Below are 14,450 nucleotides of genomic sequence, written 5' to 3'. Positions count from 1 at the left end.
CCTTGCGTCGTCAGCACGTCGACCTGACGAAGCTTCGCGACAATCTCCTCGGGCTTGTGCCGTTTCCTGCCCATCTCAAATCCTCCTCATAGGCTCAAAGCCATACTTCACGGAGGATCACTTTTCAGGGGGCAGACCAGTGGCACGCGATGCCTCGTTCGACCGAGGTTGACCCCTGCCGTTCCGATGTGGTCACCTTCGGGATGACCCAATACATCGCATTGTTACGGGCAGTGAACGTCGGAGGAACCGGCAAGCTTTCAATGACTGAGTTAAAGGCGATGTGTCGCGAAGCCGGTTTCGACCATGTCGAAACATATATTGCGAGCGGAAACGTCGTCTTTGAAACCAAAGACCCTCCCGCAAAAGTGAAATCCGCTCTTGAGGCGCGGCTGCTCGCCTATGCCGGAAAGCCCGTTGGAGTTCTGGTCCGCACGGCCAGTGAGATGAAAGCCGTTTTGGAAGGGAACCCGTTCAAAAACCGACCGCCGAATTTCACCGTCGCAATTTTTCTCGACGGAAAGCCGGAGGCGGATGCGTTGGATCACGCCGTGGGCAAAGCAGAGGAGGAAATGCGGTTGGGCGAGAGGGAAATTTATGTCTGCTACGGCCCTGGCATGGGCCGTTCAAAATTGAAGATTCCTGCGGCAAGGGAAGGCACTGCTCGAAATATGAATACGGTCGCGAGACTTGTCAGCATGGCAGGCGACCTTTGAGCGCTTATCGAGCGGCGACGCGATCACGCAAACTCAATAAATAAAAGGCGATTCAGCAGACCGTGGCGATTGAGGCGTGCAATGCCGACCGCCGCTCATGCCTATCATTTTCGCGTTGCGGCAGACGCTGCGAGACATTGATGAGAGCTTTTGTCGCGCGGCGACTACTTGCCGCTCCCTTCCGCAGCGCCGTCGGCCGGCTTGTCTTGCCTGGCCTTCCGGCCGCATTGGGTCTGCTGTGTGCAATCCTGCTTCGCGGCGGCCGCTTTGAGGCGGCTTTGGTTCTGGGCCCTGGCGGCGGCGGGAGCCCCTCCGGCGAGCACCAGCGCGATGGCGGCGGCGGCCGTCGAGGCGGCAGCGATCGAGATTTTCATTCTGCTTCTCCGTGTTTCTAGAGCGCGCCGCGAAAAAGTGGGAACCGGTTGTTCGCGTAAAGCGCGCTCTAATTCATTAGAATCGATCACGTTATCTGCGTTCAGGCAAGTCCGCCTGAACGCAGCGTGATCTAAGATCCGAAAAACAGGCGCCGCGCGAACTCTCGCTTGCCCGGTCCAGGATCAGACTTAGTTTGACGAGGATCAATAGTCCCCCACTATGGCGCGACGCGCGGCAATGGGCTGACGCGGGTCGGGAGATCTCTTGATGGCGTCCGAATTTCCCAACATCTTCCTCCTCGCCGTCGACGACCGACATTTCCTCCATGCGCCGCTCGCCGAAATGACGGTCGAGGTTGATAAGGCCGCCGCCTCGACAATCGATTCAATTCTCAATAGCGAGCATCAGATCCACGACTCAGTAGCGGAGGGTTGGCGGGATTTTCTGCGCGACGCGGCGGTCGCAAAGCCAACCGTAAGCGAGAAGCGCAACTATCACATCGACCGTTCCGGCCAAATAGACTTTCAACCGACAAGCGCGACGCTTTCCCTGACGACAGGATGCAATTTGCGATGCGTCTATTGTCACATTCATGGCGGCGAAGACAACAGATCGATGCCGATCGACGTCGCCAGAGCGGTTATTTCCTTCGTCGCGGACAGCGCCGCGCGGTCTTGCGAAGATACGATAAGTTTCGATTTTCATGGCGAAGGCGAACCGACGTTCAACTGGCCCTTATTCAAAGAGGTCGTCGAACATGCGGAAAGCGTCGCCGCCGATCGCGGATTCAAATTGAATTTAGGCCTTCAGACAAATGCGCTATGGAATGAGACGCAGCGCGCATTCATTTGCACAAAATTTGACTCGATCTCAGTTTCTTTGGACGGTTTGGATCGCGTCCAACATGAACAGCGGCCGACGCCCAACGGGAAGCCTTCATTTCCGACCATTCGCGAAAATCTCATCGCGATGAGCGAGGCGGGCGTTCCCTTCGGCGTTCGCGCGACGGTCATGCCGAACAGCCTTGATCAGATGGAATCGCTGATCGATTTTCTTTTGGAGCGTACGAATGCGCGTTCGATCGGTTTCGAGCCAGTCGAACCCGTCGGCAGAGGCGACGGCATAAACGCAGATCAAGATTTCAAATCAGCCTTTGCGATTCGGCTGCTCGAAGCGATGAGCTACGGTCGCAAGAGAGGCATGGAGGTCGAATATTCCGGTTGCAGCCATGTCGCGCGCAATAGCTTCTGCGGCGCGACCGGCGACGCGATTTCGATGACAGTCATGGCTGACGGGACGGTCTCCTCCTGTTACGAGGTTCCGTCAAAGGAGCATCGTTTGGGCGAATTCTTCATATTCGGAGGCTTCAATCCCGCGACAGGGACATTTGATTTTGACCAGAATCGTCTGCGGAGATTGGTCAACTATCGTTCCAACGACAATAGCCCATGCGGCTCATGTTTCGCGCACTCGAGCTGCAAGGGCGATTGCCTGACGCGGCGCTCCATGGACGACTTGCTGAATGGCGGCTGTTCTTCTCGTTGTTCGGTCAACAAGACAGTGGCGAAGGGCGCAATGATCTTGAACGCCGAGGCAAATTTGTCGAAGGCGTTAAACGAAAGGGAAGCGCAATGAGCGGAGATGAAACGGAATTCGCGTCGGGTCCGATCGAGCCTTCCCCGGACGAGCAACGTCGCGATCTCCTAAAAAGGGCGCTCGCTCTCGCCGGCGTAATTGGCGTTTCGACGCTGTCCGGGGCTCAGGACGCCATGGCGGAAAAGGGCAAATGTCCCCCAGATTGGAGATTTCGCCAGGGAGACTCCCAGTCTCGCAGCGGAAATTCCAATCAAGGCCGATCAAAGTCCTCGCCTCGGTGACGCGCCATCCTGCGCCGCGCCGAACGCATCGCGAAGGCGGTCACCGGGATAATAGGCCGCGAATTGCGCTAAGCGACGGCGCTTTGCGCGGAAACCGCCACGCCCGCATCGTGCGCCGCCGGGATCGCCTCGATCGTCACAAGTTCCGGCTCGCTGGAAACCACAACCTGCATGCCGCAGGAATTCGCCACGAGGCCGGCGTAATAGGCCTGAATGGCGCGGGCGTCGATGGCGCCCTCTTCCGATTCGCCTTCGAGCAGGCGGGGAACGTTCGACGCGACGCGCGCATTGACGCCTTTCGCCTCGATCCTGAACGTCACCCGATCGTCTTCGCCCGTTGAGCTCACGGAGATCACGCCGCCACGCGGAATCGCCGCGTCGGCCAAGACGCAGAGATTCAGCAGCAGCTTGACCTTGTTCTTGGACATCAGCACGCGCGGAACGCTCCAAAACAGCTGCGTGCGCTCGTCGGCGATCAGCTGGCGCGTCACCAGTTCCGCGTCGCCGGTGTCGATCGACGCGCCTTTCGAACCCGCGGCGCCGAAGGCGAGCCGGCAAAACTGCAGCCGCGCCGACGCCTCATTGGCGCTCGATTTGATCAGCGCCAGCGCATGGCCGCGCATCTCGGCGTCCTTCTCCTCCTCGAGCACTTCAAGACCGTTGACGATGGCGCCCACCGGCGAAATCACGTCGTGGCAGACCCGCGAGGACAGGAGCGCGGCAAGATCGAGAGGGTCGAGCGAGAATTTGGTCATGATGCCATCCAAAGCGGGTGAAGGCGGCGATGTCTGAAGGAAGCTTGGTCCGATCTTCCTGTATGATGCGCGGCGGACTGACGCGGCGCGCGAATCACTGCGTTCAGGCTAAAACGAAACTAGCGGGCGCCGCGCGGATTGCAAATGACACACGCCTGAATCGTAAATAAACATTGAGGAATCGAACGATGGCGGCGGAGAAAATTTTTCAGTCGACGGGCGCGCTCGACGAAACCGAAAGCCTCGCCCGCCTGTTCGCGAACATCGCAGTTGCGGCGGGCGCCCTGGCGATGGAGACGCTGGCCAGTCCGAAGATCGCGTCGCGCCTCAAGGGCGATACGTCGCCGGTGACCGAGGCGGACGAGCGGATCGAGGCCTATCTGCTCCGCGAACTGGAAGCGGCGCTGCCCGGCGTGCCCTTTTTGGCCGAGGAAAGCGTCTCGCGCGGCAAGACGCTCGGCGCCGGCGACGCCTTTTTGTTGATCGATCCGATTGACGGCACGCGCGAGTTTCTCGCCCGCAGCACCGAGTTCACCATCAATGTGGCGCTCGCCGAGAAGAACGCGCCGCGCGTCGGCGCGGTTTACGCGCCGGCGCAAGGTCGCGTCTGGTTTGCCGGCGCGCACGGTTATGAGGCGCGGGCGGTCCCTGGCGGATCGCTGCCGCCATCGCAGGACTGGCGTCCGCTGCGCGCGCGGCCGCGTCCCGCCGAAGGGCTGGTCGCGTTGATTTCGAAGTCTCATCTCGATGAGGCGACGAAGGCGTTTCTCTCGCGACAGCGCATCGCGCGCAGCGCGCCCGTCGGCTCCTCGATTAAATTCTGCCTGCTGGCCAACGGCGAGGCGGACGTCTATCCGCGTTTCGGACCGACGATGGAGTGGGACACCGCCGCGGGCGACGCTGTGCTGCGCGCGGCCGGCGGCGTCACGCTCGATCCGGACGGCGCGCCGCTGCGCTACGGCAAGAAGGCCGACGACTATCGCAATGGTCCGTTCATCGCCTGGGCCGACGCGGCCGCGCTCGAAGCCGCCGCAACGCTTCCTTAACTAGGGCGCGCGACTTTGACGGGCGCAAACCCGCCTGTCGCCTTTGCGACGCAACTGCGCCGCGGGTCGGCCATCGTTGACGCCGACGCATGGCGCTTGAACACGTTCGTCCTGGAGTTCGTCGTCATGAGCAAACCTTCGTTCAACGCCGCCTCGCGCCGCGACCTGTTTCGCCTCGCCGCCGCCTCGGCCTGCGCTTGGGCGGCTCCTGCATCTTTGGCGCGCGCCGCGCAGCGGCCCGAAACCTATTCCAGCGGTGAGATCGTCGAGAACGGCCACCGCTTTTTTGGCTCCATTTCCCGCGGCCTCGCCGAAGGCGTCGAGCGCGCATCGCAGCAGTGGGGCCGTCCAAACGCCTACATCCTTGGCCAGGAGGCGAGCGGCGCGTTCGTCGGCGGGCTCCGCTATGGCGAGGGCACGATGTATACCCGCAACGCCGGTCAGCAGCGCGTGTTTTGGCAAGGCCCCTCGATCGGCATCGACGCCGGCGCCGACGGCGACCGGACGATGATGCTCGTCTATAATCTGCCGTCCGTCGATTCCATCTATCGGCGGTTCTCCGGCGCCGCCGGATCAGCCTATCTCGTCGGCGGCCTTGGATTCACCGCGCTCAACAATGACGAGGTCGTCGTCATGCCAGTGCGCTCGGGACTTGGCGCACGGCTGGGCCTTAATCTCGGCTATCTGAAATTCACGCCGGAATCGACCTGGAACCCGTTCTGATCCGATCGGACGCGCCGACGTAACGCGAAGAGCCCCGTTCAGAAGGGCCCCGTTCAAAGGACCGGCTGGCGGCTCGCGCCCGCGCGCGGCGGAGACGGATCGAGCGGCTCCCGGGCGACGAAGCCGCAAATGCCGCAGGCCTCGTCGCCGCGCTGCCGGCGCCAGCGGCAATCATGACGAATGCTGCAGTCGTAGGCCGGGCTCGGCTTCACCGGCGCGCCCGCCTCGGCGAGCAGCTGTGCGATGCGGCCGAGCAAGGCGCATCCGCCGCCGCTCCAATGCGCGCAGTCGTTTTCAACGCACGTCGGCGCGAATCGGATTCGCGCAGCCGGTGCGGCCTGCGTTTGCGCGGCGGCGAGAAAGCTTTCATCCGCCGCAAGCGTGGTGGCGAAGACTCTCTCATTGGCGTCTTGCGGGCTCCTTTCGGCCGGGTCGCCGAAATGAAGCGCGGGAGCGCCGGGACAGCGCATGGCGCTCATCGGCGAGCCCGCCCGAATCGCGGCGCGCCGCGCGCGCGGCCACCGCAAAAAACGCCAGCGGATAACGTCATTTGGCTTCTCCTGCTTGCCGCGAGCAACGCCCGCGGCTGCTTCCGCCGTTCTGCGGCCCGCTGGCGGGAAAGTCGTCATCCAAATGGACGACGCCGCGAGCCGCGATCGCGGTTGGCGACGCCAAGCCGACGAACCGTAGCTCGTGCTTTGCGTTCCGCGTCATTACGTGGCAGAATCCGCAGCGCCGTCCGCCTTGAGACGGATCAAGGATTGCTGCGTCTTGATCGAACAAGCGATGTATTTCGCGCTCGGCTTCCTCGTCGCCGGGCTTTTCGCCTTGATGTTCCTCCCCGCTTTCTGGCGGCGCGCGCTTCGTCTTTCGATGCGACGGCTGCAGATGCTTGCGCCGATGTCGATGGAGGAAGTCGTCGCCGAGCGCGATCTGCTGCGCGCGGAATTCGCCGTGCGCGAGCGGCGGCTCGAACAAGCGATGGAGGCGACGCAAACCGCGCGGGCGCACGATCTCGCGACGATCGGCCGCCATGTCGCGCGGATCACCGAACTCGAAACGCAGCTCAATCGCGCCGAAGCCGACAATCGCGACATGAACCTGCGCGTCAATGAGGCGGAGAAGGTTTTGGGCGAGCGCACCGAGCTTCTGAACGCCACGGAGCGAGCGCTGCATGAAATGACCGACCGCGCCGAAGGCCGCGTCGCGCAACTGCGCCTGATTCGGTCGGAGACGGCGGCGCACGACGAAGGCGCCGGGGCGCAGCTGGATGGTTTCGTCGCCGCCTATGAGTCGCGCGTCGCAGCGCTGCATCAGCATAATAGCGAGATGCAGCGCGAGCTGCAGGTCTTGCGCGACGAGCATCTGCGCGCCGCGCAGTCGGGCGCGCGGGCGACGGAGCTTGAAGATCTGCTGACGCGCATTTCGGGCGAACTTGCCGCGACCCGCACGCTGGGAGAGACGCTCGCCGCCGAACTCGACGCGGCGCGGGCGCAGCTCAAAGCCGCCGAAGAACGCCTAAAGAATGACGGCGACCAATTGGAAGGGGCGCTGCGCGTCGCGCGCGCCGAAGCGAACGACGCCGCCGGAAAGCTCGAATCGGCGCGCGCCGACAACGCCATGCTGCAGGGCGCCGTCGAGGCGCTGCGCGCGGAGCGGGCCAATCTGCGCCGCGCCGCCAACGGGTCCAAGGGTTTGTCCATCGTCCCCCTCGCAGCGAGCGACGCCGAAATCGCCGCATTGCGCGAAGCCATCATCGATTTCGGCGACCGCGTCGTCGCGCAGGAGCTCGAGGCGCCGGCGAAGCGCGCCTAAAGCGCGCCTTGCCCTTCCCAAAGGCCTCGGCCTCGAACATGAAATCGTAATTTCGCGGCGGCGCTGTTGACCCGCGGCGCGCGCTTTGGAACAAGTTGCGCGTTCGTCACGCTTACGCGAGGCCGCCTGTGCTCTTCGTCGCCCTTTGCCTGGATAAGCCCGATCACGTCGAGCTGCGCATGTCGACCCGCGCCGCCCATCTCGCCTTCCTCGACACGCACGCCGCGCGCGTGAAGCTCGGCGGCCCCTTTCTGGACGGCGAGACCCCCGTCGGCTCCATGCTCGTTCTTGACTGCGAGAATGAGGCCGCCGCCCGCGCGCTGCTCAGCGAAGACCCTTACGCCGCCGCCGGCCTCTTCGCCTCGGTGGAGCTGAAACCCTGGAAACGCGTGGTGGGAGCGCAGCTCTAGTGGCGCATTGGCTACTAAAAAGCGAGCCGTCGAGCTGGTCCTGGGATCAGCAGGTCGAGGCCGGCGCCAAGGGCACGTTCTGGAACGGCGTGCGCAACCATTCGGCCAAACTCAATCTGATGGCGATGAAGAAGGGCGAAAAAGGCTTCTTCTATCATTCGAACGAGGACAAGGCGGTCGTCGGCATCGTCGAGATCATCAAGACCTATTATCCCGACCACACCGACGAGAGCGGCAAATTCGGCATGGTCGATGTGAAGGCGGTGAAGGCTTTGAAAAAGCCGGTGACGCTGGCCGAGATCAAAGCCGAGCCGCGCCTCAAGGACATGGTGCTCGTCAACAATTCGCGCCTCTCCGTGCAGCCGGTGAGCGACGAAGAATGGCGCATCGTGCTGGAGATGGCGGGCGAGAAGGGGTAATCACCCGCCGTTCCGCGCCGCCTTGTCATGGGCGAGCGTCGGCGCGTCCGACATGCCGCGGTTGATCTTGTCGAGAATCTTCGGCAGTTCGTCGGGCTCGGGATTCAGGTCGCGCGCATGGTTCCACTGGAAATGCGCTTCGAGCTTGCGGCCGACGCGCCAATAGGCGTCGCCAAGATGATCGTTGATCACCGGGTCTGACGGCTTCAGGTCGATCGCCTTCTCCAATTCGCGCACGGCGTCGTCATAACGCCCCAGCCGGTAATAGGCCCAGCCGAGACTGTCGACGACATAGCCGTCGCGCTGCCGCAGATCGACGGCGCGGCGCAGCATCTTGAAGGCTTCGTCGAGATTGGAGCCCTTGTCGACCCAGGAATAGCCGAGATAGTTCAACACCAGCGGCTGGTCGGGATTGAGATCCAGCGCCTTTTTGAGATCGGCTTCCGCGGCCGGCCAATCCTTGCGCCGTTCATTGGCGATGCCGCGATAATAGTAGAGCAGCCACAGACTCTTATCCGCCTTGGACCGCAAATCGAGCACGCGCGTATAGGTCACGGCGGCGTCGGCGAAAGCCTTGCGCGAGCGCTGAAGATTGCCGAGCGCCGTCAAAGCCTCCTGATTCTTGGGGTTGGCGGCGACGATCGCGGACAGATTTTCGCTCGCCTCTTTGGTTTTGCCGAGCGTCTCCAGCAGAAGCGCCGCCTGCACGTCGGCGTTGACGCGCAGCGGACTGTCCTTCGGCACGCTTTGATAAAGATCGATGGCGGCCTCTTCCTGCTTCATGCGCTCATAGACGTCGCCGAGCGTGACGATGGCGAGAGCGTTCTCCGGCGCAAGATGCAGCGCGAGGCGCAGATAGATGAGCGAGGCGAGTTCGTCGCCCTGGCGGCCGCCGACGGCGCCCAGCCCGTACAGCACTTCACCCGCGCCTTCGTCGGCGGTGCGCACGAAGGGCGGCAGCGGCTTGCCCTCCTCGAGCGCGGCGAGGCCGGCGACGACGATCGGGTGATTGGGCGCGACCTCGTCGAAGGCGAGGTAGAGCTGCTTCGCCTCGTCGCGCCGCCCATGCGTCGCGAGGAAGCGCGCATAGGCGTCGACAAGCCGCAGCGTGTTCTTCTCGGCGGCATAGGCGGACTTGAAGCGCTTTTCAGCCTCCGCCTTGTCGCCGCCGAGGTCGGCGATCAGGCCGGCATGATAGTCGCGAAACACCACGAAGGCGTCGTCGGTGAGCGTATCGAGCGTCGAGAGGGCGTGACGCGTGTCCTTGGCGCCGGCGTAACTCCATGCGGAGAGCAGCGTCGAGGTGATGTCGCGGCGACGGTCGCCGCCGCCCTTGGCGAGTTCGGCGCGCGCGGCGGCGTATTTGCGATTCTTGATCTGATCGACGCCGCGGGCGAGATGCGCCAGCCCGTTGGTGCGGTCATGCGCGATCACGCGGCCAGTCAGCGAAAGGGCCTCCGACATATTGCCGTTGGCGAGCGCCGCGACGAAGGCGCGGTCGGCGAGATCAGAGTTTTTGGGGTCGTCGCGCAGAGCCTCGCGGAAGAAGGTCGAGGCGGCGAGCGTGTCGCGCTGCGCGCCGGCGACGATCGCGGCGAGATAATTGCCCGACAGGCTGGAGCCGACCTCGAAAGGCCGCGCGACGACGATATTTTCCCGCGCCGCGAGACTGCTGTCGCAGGAGAGCCCGAAGGCGCCGGATCCGGCAAGCAAGATGCACGACAGGCGCGCCAGAGCGCGTCTCGCGCGGCTGGCCGGAGACGCAAGCAGAAGAGCTGAATTGGGCACTGGCGCTTCCCTAAAAGGCGACGATCGCGCGCAAAGGCCGCCCCACGGGGAACAGCGGCCTAAAAGTCCAAGGTCGCGCCTAAAGATGGCCCTTTTGGGCCGATCACGCAAGGCGGAAGAAATCCCGGCAGGGCTTCTCCCCTTCGCGGAGAGAAGCCCAAAGGAAAGCTCACGCCTTTCTGATCGCGGCGACGATCTTTTGCGCCGCGTCGTCGAGATCGTCGGCGGGAATGACGTTCAGGCCCGACTCATTGATGATCTTCTTGCCAAGGTCGACATTGGTGCCCTCGAGCCGCACGACGAGCGGCACCTTGAGGCCCACTTCCTTCACCGCCGCGATCACGCCTTCGGCGATGGTGTCGCAGCGCATGATGCCGCCGAAAATATTGACCAGAATGCCCTTCACGTTCGGATCGGCGGTGATGATCTTGAACGCGGCCGTCACCTTTTCGGTGGTGGCGCCGCCGCCGACGTCGAGGAAGTTGGCCGGAAACTCGCCATAGAGCTTGATGATGTCCATCGTCGCCATGGCGAGGCCGGCGCCATTGACCATGCAGCCGATGTTGCCCGGCAGCGAGATATAGGCGAGGTCGTATTTCGACGCCTCGATCTCCTTCTCGTCCTCTTCGCTCTTGTCGCGCAGCTCGACCATGTCGGGATGGCGATAGAGCGCGTTGTTCTCGAAACTGACCTTGGCGTCGAGGCAGCGCAACTTGCCGTCCTTGGTGACGATCAGCGGATTGATCTCCAGGAGCTCCATGTCCTTGGCGACAAAAGCCGCGTAGAGCTTTTCGGTCAGTGCGCCCGCCTGTTTGGCGAGATCGCCGGTCAGGCCGAGCGCCGCGGCGACCTGGCGGCCGTGATGCGGCATCAGCCCGGTCGCCGGATCGACCGAGAAGGTCACGATCTTCTCGGGCGTGTCATGCGCCACCTTTTCGATGTCCATGCCGCCTTCGGTCGAGACCACATAGGCGATGCGCGACGTCGCGCGGTCGATCAGCATCGAGAGATAGAATTCCTTGTCGATGTCGGCGCCGTCTTCGATGTAGAGGCGGTTGACCTGCTTGCCGTCATCGCCGGTCTGCAGCGTCACCAACGTCGCGCCCAGCATCTGTTTGGCGAAGGCTTCGGCCTCGTCGATGGATTTGGCGATGCGCACGCCGCCCTTGTCGCCGGCGCTCGCTTCCTTGAACTTGCCCTTGCCGCGCCCGCCGGCGTGGATCTGCGCCTTCACCACATAGACCGGGCCGGGAAGCTTTTCGGCGGCTGCGCGCGCGTCCTCGGCGCGCAGCACGGCGACGCCGGCGGCGACGGGCGCGCCGAAGTCGCGCAGAACGGCCTTGGCCTGATATTCGTGGATGTTCATCGGCTATGTCTCCCTGGCGCAATGGCGCGCCGGCGCGATCGGAAAATCGCGCTCAATGGGCATAGGCGGAGCCGTTTCGTCAAGGCGGCGGGAGGACGCGGGAGGAGGCGACGCGAGCTGCGACGCATAATAAAGCCCGCGCCTTGCATCCTTCACGTGAAAAGGACCTTCATCAGCAGAACCGGAAGCTTCGACAATAAAGCGCGGGTTCATGCGCGTTCCGATGCCGCGCCGCTGGAACAATTTTTGGCCCGCTGGGTTCCATCCGCACGGAGCTCCCCTCTCCCCCTCGACTTGGCGCTCGGTCAACCTGGCCGGGCGCTTTTTCTTGAGCCGTGGCGTTTGGCGATGGGCGTGAGGCGCTTGTTTGGGATCGCGCCATATGATCGAGTGCTGAAGGCCCTGCCCCCTTTGCTCTCCCCAGCCCCTTTGCACTCCCGATGACCAGCCTGAGAAGCCCTTTTGGCGAACGGACCCAGAAATATTGGGATCGTCGTCACGAGCTGTTTTCGAAATGGGATGAAGGCGTCGAAACCGATGAGGTGGGGCTGTTCTCCGTCAAGCCGGAGCGCTTTGCGCTGGAGATCGGCGCTCTCCTCAACGGTCACGCCGTGCTGGACGCCTTCTGCGGCATCGGCGGCTCGGCGATCGCATTCGCCAGATGCGGCAAGCGCGTCATCGCCGTCGACGTCGACCGCGAACGGCTGTCCATGGCGAAGCGGAACGCTGAGATCTATGGCGTCTCAGAGCGCATCGAATTCATTCACGCCGACGTCATGGAGGCCTATCCCAAGCTCTCATTCGATGCGCTGAACATCGATCCGCCCTGGGGCGGACCGGACTACTTCAAGAAAGCGCGCTTCGGCTGGCGGGATTTTTCGCCAAACCCGCTGCCGCTCATCCGGCGAGCGATGAACTCGGGAATCGCAGTCGCCGTCGGACTGCCAGCGAATTTTTCCGAGGGCGAACTGCGCGAGCTGCCGCCTGAAACCGTTGTGCGCGAGTCGAGGGACGCCACGCGCGTGCTGTTCCGGACGGCTTATTATCCGCCGGTGGACTGAGGCCCATGCTTTCGTCCGCAATGTTTCAAAATAATTCGTATTACAGCCCCGTATCGTGAAATAGTTGGACGAGACGCCGCATATCTGCAAATCTGGCGAACCAAGAACTCCCGACCGCCCGCTTCATGGAGCCTCGGCTTGCCAAGGCCCAGCCGAGGGCACAGATTTGCCTCCGAAAACGATTCCGTTTGGCCATATTGGAATGGACGACTCTCGCTGTGAGCGATGGATTTAAACTGGCGCCGCCTGAACCTGCGCCAGTCGTGCCGCCCGAGAAGGCGATTGGCCTGGTCCCGGTCGACGAAGAGCAAAAGTCGAAACTGAAGGGGCGTGTCGTCGAGTTCGTGGACGACCTCGTCGCGCAGGAGTGTCATTCGCCCGAATTCGGCCGGCGCGTCGACCAGGTCGCCAATCTGGGCCGTCGCGAAATTTCCGAAGCTGCGAACCACTCAAACCGTTTCCTGAATCGGCCGGTCCGGGCGATGGATGAGACGTCGAGCCTCGGCGCCGACATCGCCGAGCTGCGCCGCACCGTCGAGGATCTCGATCCGCTCCGGCAGGGCGACCTTTTCGCCCCGCGCAAGCTGTTTGGCGTCATCCCGTTCGGCAACCGGCTCCGCGGCTATTTCGACGCTTACAGGAGCGCGCAAAGCCACATCGCGACGATCCTTGCCCGCCTGAAGAGCGGCAAGGACGAATTGCTGAAGGACAACACCGCGATTGATGTGGAGCGGCAGAATTTGTGGGTCGCGCTCGGTCGGCTCGAGCAGATGATCTTTATGTCGAAGGCGCTTGACCTCGAACTCGAGTCCCGTGCGGCGGAAATCGAAGCGACTGATCCGACCAAGGCGAAAGCGTTGCGCGAAAGCGCCTTGTTCTATCTGCGTCAGAGGACTCAGGATTTGCTGACTCAAATGGCGGTCAGCGTGCAGGGCTATCTCGCCCTTGATCTCGTGAAGAAAAACAACATCGAGCTCATCAAGGGCGTAGACCGCGCGTCCACCACGACGGTTGGCGCGCTGCGCACCGCCGTAACGGTCGCGCAGGCGCTGACCAACGAGAAGCTGGTGCTCGATCAGATTGGCGCGCTCAACGCCACGACCGCGAATATCATCGACAGCACGGGTCAGATGCTGCGCGATAATACTTCGCGAATCCATGAGCAGGCGTCCAGCGCCACGATCCCCCTCGAAACGCTCCGCCGCGCCTTCCAGAATATCTACGACACGATGGACAGCATCGATTCCTTCAAAGCCCAGGCGCTTGAGAACATGAAGCAGACGGTTGCGGCTTTGGAAAACGAAGTCGGCAAGTCGAAGGCCTATATCGCCCGCGCCCACGGCCAGACGGAAGCGCAGTCGGCAGGCGGGCGCGCCGGCGGATTGCTCGACGCGCTTGAGTGAGGCGCAGCGAGAAATGATCGAGCCCTTCCTTCTGCCAGAGAATCTGCCGTTTAGCGTCGCCATCGCGCTGATGGTGTTGCTGGGGCTCGTGCAGGTCGTTGGTCTCGGCGACGTGATTGGTGGCGACGCCGAGATCGATACGCCGGGGAGCCTGACGATCGATGCGGGGCTTCTTTCCCTGATGGGGCTACGGCGCTTGCCATTTCTGATGTGGGCGATGCTGCTGCTGACAGCCTTCGGACTGATCGGCCTGGCCGGCCAGCAGGCGCTCGCCGCGTTGACCGGACACACGCTGTCGGCATGGCTTGCCGGCCCCATCGCGGCGCTGGCCGCAGTCCCGGTCACGGGAGCGCTGGCGCGTCCGCTCGCCGCCATTATGCCGCGCGACGAAACCACCGCGATCGACCTGGTCGCGCTGGTCGGACGAGAAGCGCAGATTGTCATCGGCAGAGCCGCGAAGGGCAATCCAGCGCGCGCGCGCGTCGTCGATCATTTTGGCCAGACGCATCATGTCATGGTCGAGCCGGACAATGACGGGCAGACCTTCGGCGAGGGCGAACGTGTCCTTCTTGTCCGACAGGAAGGCGAAATCTTCCGCGCGATCACGCGCGGCGACACATACTTGCCTCAGCTCGACTGAGTTGGGGCAAAACCTGGCGGAATCAGCGAACGTCAGGCCGTATTGGATTCCCTGTA

15 protein-coding genes are annotated in these 14,450 nt (G+C 63.0%); 10 read left to right on the top strand and 5 right to left on the bottom strand.

Annotated features, from left to right (window positions below; translation table 11 throughout):
• The first annotated feature begins 203 nt into the window (after positions 1–203).
• Positions 204–716, top strand: a complete 513-nt coding sequence (locus ACR65T_RS07690) for a DUF1697 domain-containing protein (protein WP_434495927.1) — start codon at positions 204–206, stop codon at positions 714–716.
• A 164-nt stretch (positions 717–880) separates the two neighbouring features.
• Here the strand turns inward: ACR65T_RS07690 and ACR65T_RS07685 are convergent, their stop codons facing one another.
• Positions 881–1,090: a hypothetical protein gene (locus ACR65T_RS07685; protein ID WP_434495924.1), complete on the bottom strand. Its 210-nt coding sequence runs from the start codon at positions 1,088–1,090 to the stop codon at positions 881–883.
• 268 nt (positions 1,091–1,358) lie between these two features.
• Here ACR65T_RS07685 and ACR65T_RS07680 point away from each other — a divergent pair, with 268 nt between their 5' ends.
• Positions 1,359–2,726: a radical SAM protein gene (locus tag ACR65T_RS07680; protein ID WP_434495923.1), complete on the top strand. Its 1,368-nt coding sequence runs from the start codon at positions 1,359–1,361 to the stop codon at positions 2,724–2,726.
• Between the two features lie 310 nt (positions 2,727–3,036).
• On the opposite strand, the gene chpT is transcribed toward ACR65T_RS07680, so the two are convergent.
• The gene (chpT, locus tag ACR65T_RS07675; protein ID WP_434495922.1) at positions 3,037–3,723 is read right to left on the bottom strand and encodes a histidine phosphotransferase ChpT; all 687 of its coding nucleotides are present in this window, start codon (positions 3,721–3,723) and stop codon (positions 3,037–3,039) included.
• Positions 3,724–3,911: 188 nt separating this feature from the next.
• Here chpT and cysQ point away from each other — a divergent pair, with 188 nt between their 5' ends.
• A complete protein-coding gene (gene cysQ / locus ACR65T_RS07670; protein ID WP_434495921.1) occupies positions 3,912–4,769 on the top strand; it encodes a 3'(2'),5'-bisphosphate nucleotidase CysQ in 858 nt (285 codons plus the stop codon).
• A gap of 126 nt (positions 4,770–4,895) precedes the next feature.
• Positions 4,896–5,492: a DUF1134 domain-containing protein gene (locus tag ACR65T_RS07665; protein ID WP_434495926.1), complete on the top strand. Its 597-nt coding sequence runs from the start codon at positions 4,896–4,898 to the stop codon at positions 5,490–5,492.
• 53 nt (positions 5,493–5,545) lie between these two features.
• Here ACR65T_RS07665 and ACR65T_RS07660 read toward each other — a convergent pair whose 3' ends face one another.
• Positions 5,546–5,971 carry a hypothetical protein gene (locus ACR65T_RS07660; RefSeq protein ID WP_434495920.1) on the bottom strand — a complete coding sequence of 142 codons (426 nt, stop codon included), beginning with the start codon at positions 5,969–5,971 and terminating at the stop codon, positions 5,546–5,548.
• 292 nt (positions 5,972–6,263) lie between these two features.
• On the opposite strand from ACR65T_RS07660, the gene ACR65T_RS07655 reads away from it, so the two are divergent.
• The 3 genes from ACR65T_RS07655 to ACR65T_RS07645 all read left to right on the top strand — a co-directional run bounded on the left by ACR65T_RS07655 (position 6,264) and on the right by ACR65T_RS07645 (position 8,136).
• A complete protein-coding gene (locus tag ACR65T_RS07655; RefSeq protein WP_434495919.1) occupies positions 6,264–7,307 on the top strand; it encodes a hypothetical protein in 1,044 nt (347 codons plus the stop codon).
• Positions 7,308–7,435: 128 nt separating this feature from the next.
• The gene (locus ACR65T_RS07650) at positions 7,436–7,717 is read left to right on the top strand and encodes a YciI family protein (protein ID WP_434495918.1); all 282 of its coding nucleotides are present in this window, start codon (positions 7,436–7,438) and stop codon (positions 7,715–7,717) included.
• Positions 7,717–8,136, top strand: a complete 420-nt coding sequence (locus tag ACR65T_RS07645; protein WP_434495917.1) for an EVE domain-containing protein — start codon at positions 7,717–7,719, stop codon at positions 8,134–8,136. Before ACR65T_RS07650 ends, ACR65T_RS07645 begins: the two co-directional genes overlap by 1 nt.
• Here ACR65T_RS07645 and ACR65T_RS07640 read toward each other — a convergent pair whose 3' ends face one another.
• Together ACR65T_RS07640 and sucC are read right to left on the bottom strand one after the other, a co-directional pair.
• Positions 8,137–9,849, bottom strand: coding sequence for a tetratricopeptide repeat protein (locus ACR65T_RS07640; RefSeq protein WP_434495925.1), 1,713 nt, complete (start codon positions 9,847–9,849; stop codon positions 8,137–8,139). It abuts the gene before it with no gap.
• Positions 9,850–10,093: 244 nt separating this feature from the next.
• The gene (sucC, locus tag ACR65T_RS07635; RefSeq protein WP_434495916.1) at positions 10,094–11,290 is read right to left on the bottom strand and encodes an ADP-forming succinate--CoA ligase subunit beta; all 1,197 of its coding nucleotides are present in this window, start codon (positions 11,288–11,290) and stop codon (positions 10,094–10,096) included.
• 440 nt (positions 11,291–11,730) lie between these two features.
• Here sucC and ACR65T_RS07630 point away from each other — a divergent pair, with 440 nt between their 5' ends.
• The 3 genes from ACR65T_RS07630 (at position 11,731) to ACR65T_RS07620 (ending at position 14,394) form a co-directional block, all read left to right on the top strand.
• On the top strand, positions 11,731–12,351 hold the full coding sequence (locus ACR65T_RS07630; RefSeq protein WP_434495915.1) for a methyltransferase domain-containing protein: 621 nt from the start codon (positions 11,731–11,733) through the stop codon (positions 12,349–12,351).
• Between the two features lie 218 nt (positions 12,352–12,569).
• Positions 12,570–13,754 (top strand): toxic anion resistance protein, encoded by a 1,185-nt coding sequence (locus tag ACR65T_RS07625; protein WP_434495914.1) that lies wholly within the window; start codon positions 12,570–12,572, stop codon positions 13,752–13,754.
• A 13-nt stretch (positions 13,755–13,767) separates the two neighbouring features.
• A complete protein-coding gene (locus ACR65T_RS07620; RefSeq protein ID WP_434495913.1) occupies positions 13,768–14,394 on the top strand; it encodes a YqiJ family protein in 627 nt (208 codons plus the stop codon).
• Positions 14,395–14,450: the final 56 nt, after the last annotated feature.

This window comes from Methylocystis sp. (genome assembly GCF_051061285.1).
In the GTDB taxonomy this organism is placed as follows: Bacteria; Pseudomonadota; Alphaproteobacteria; order Rhizobiales; family Beijerinckiaceae; genus Methylocystis.
This window is presented reverse-complemented; position numbering and strand designations above follow the sequence as displayed.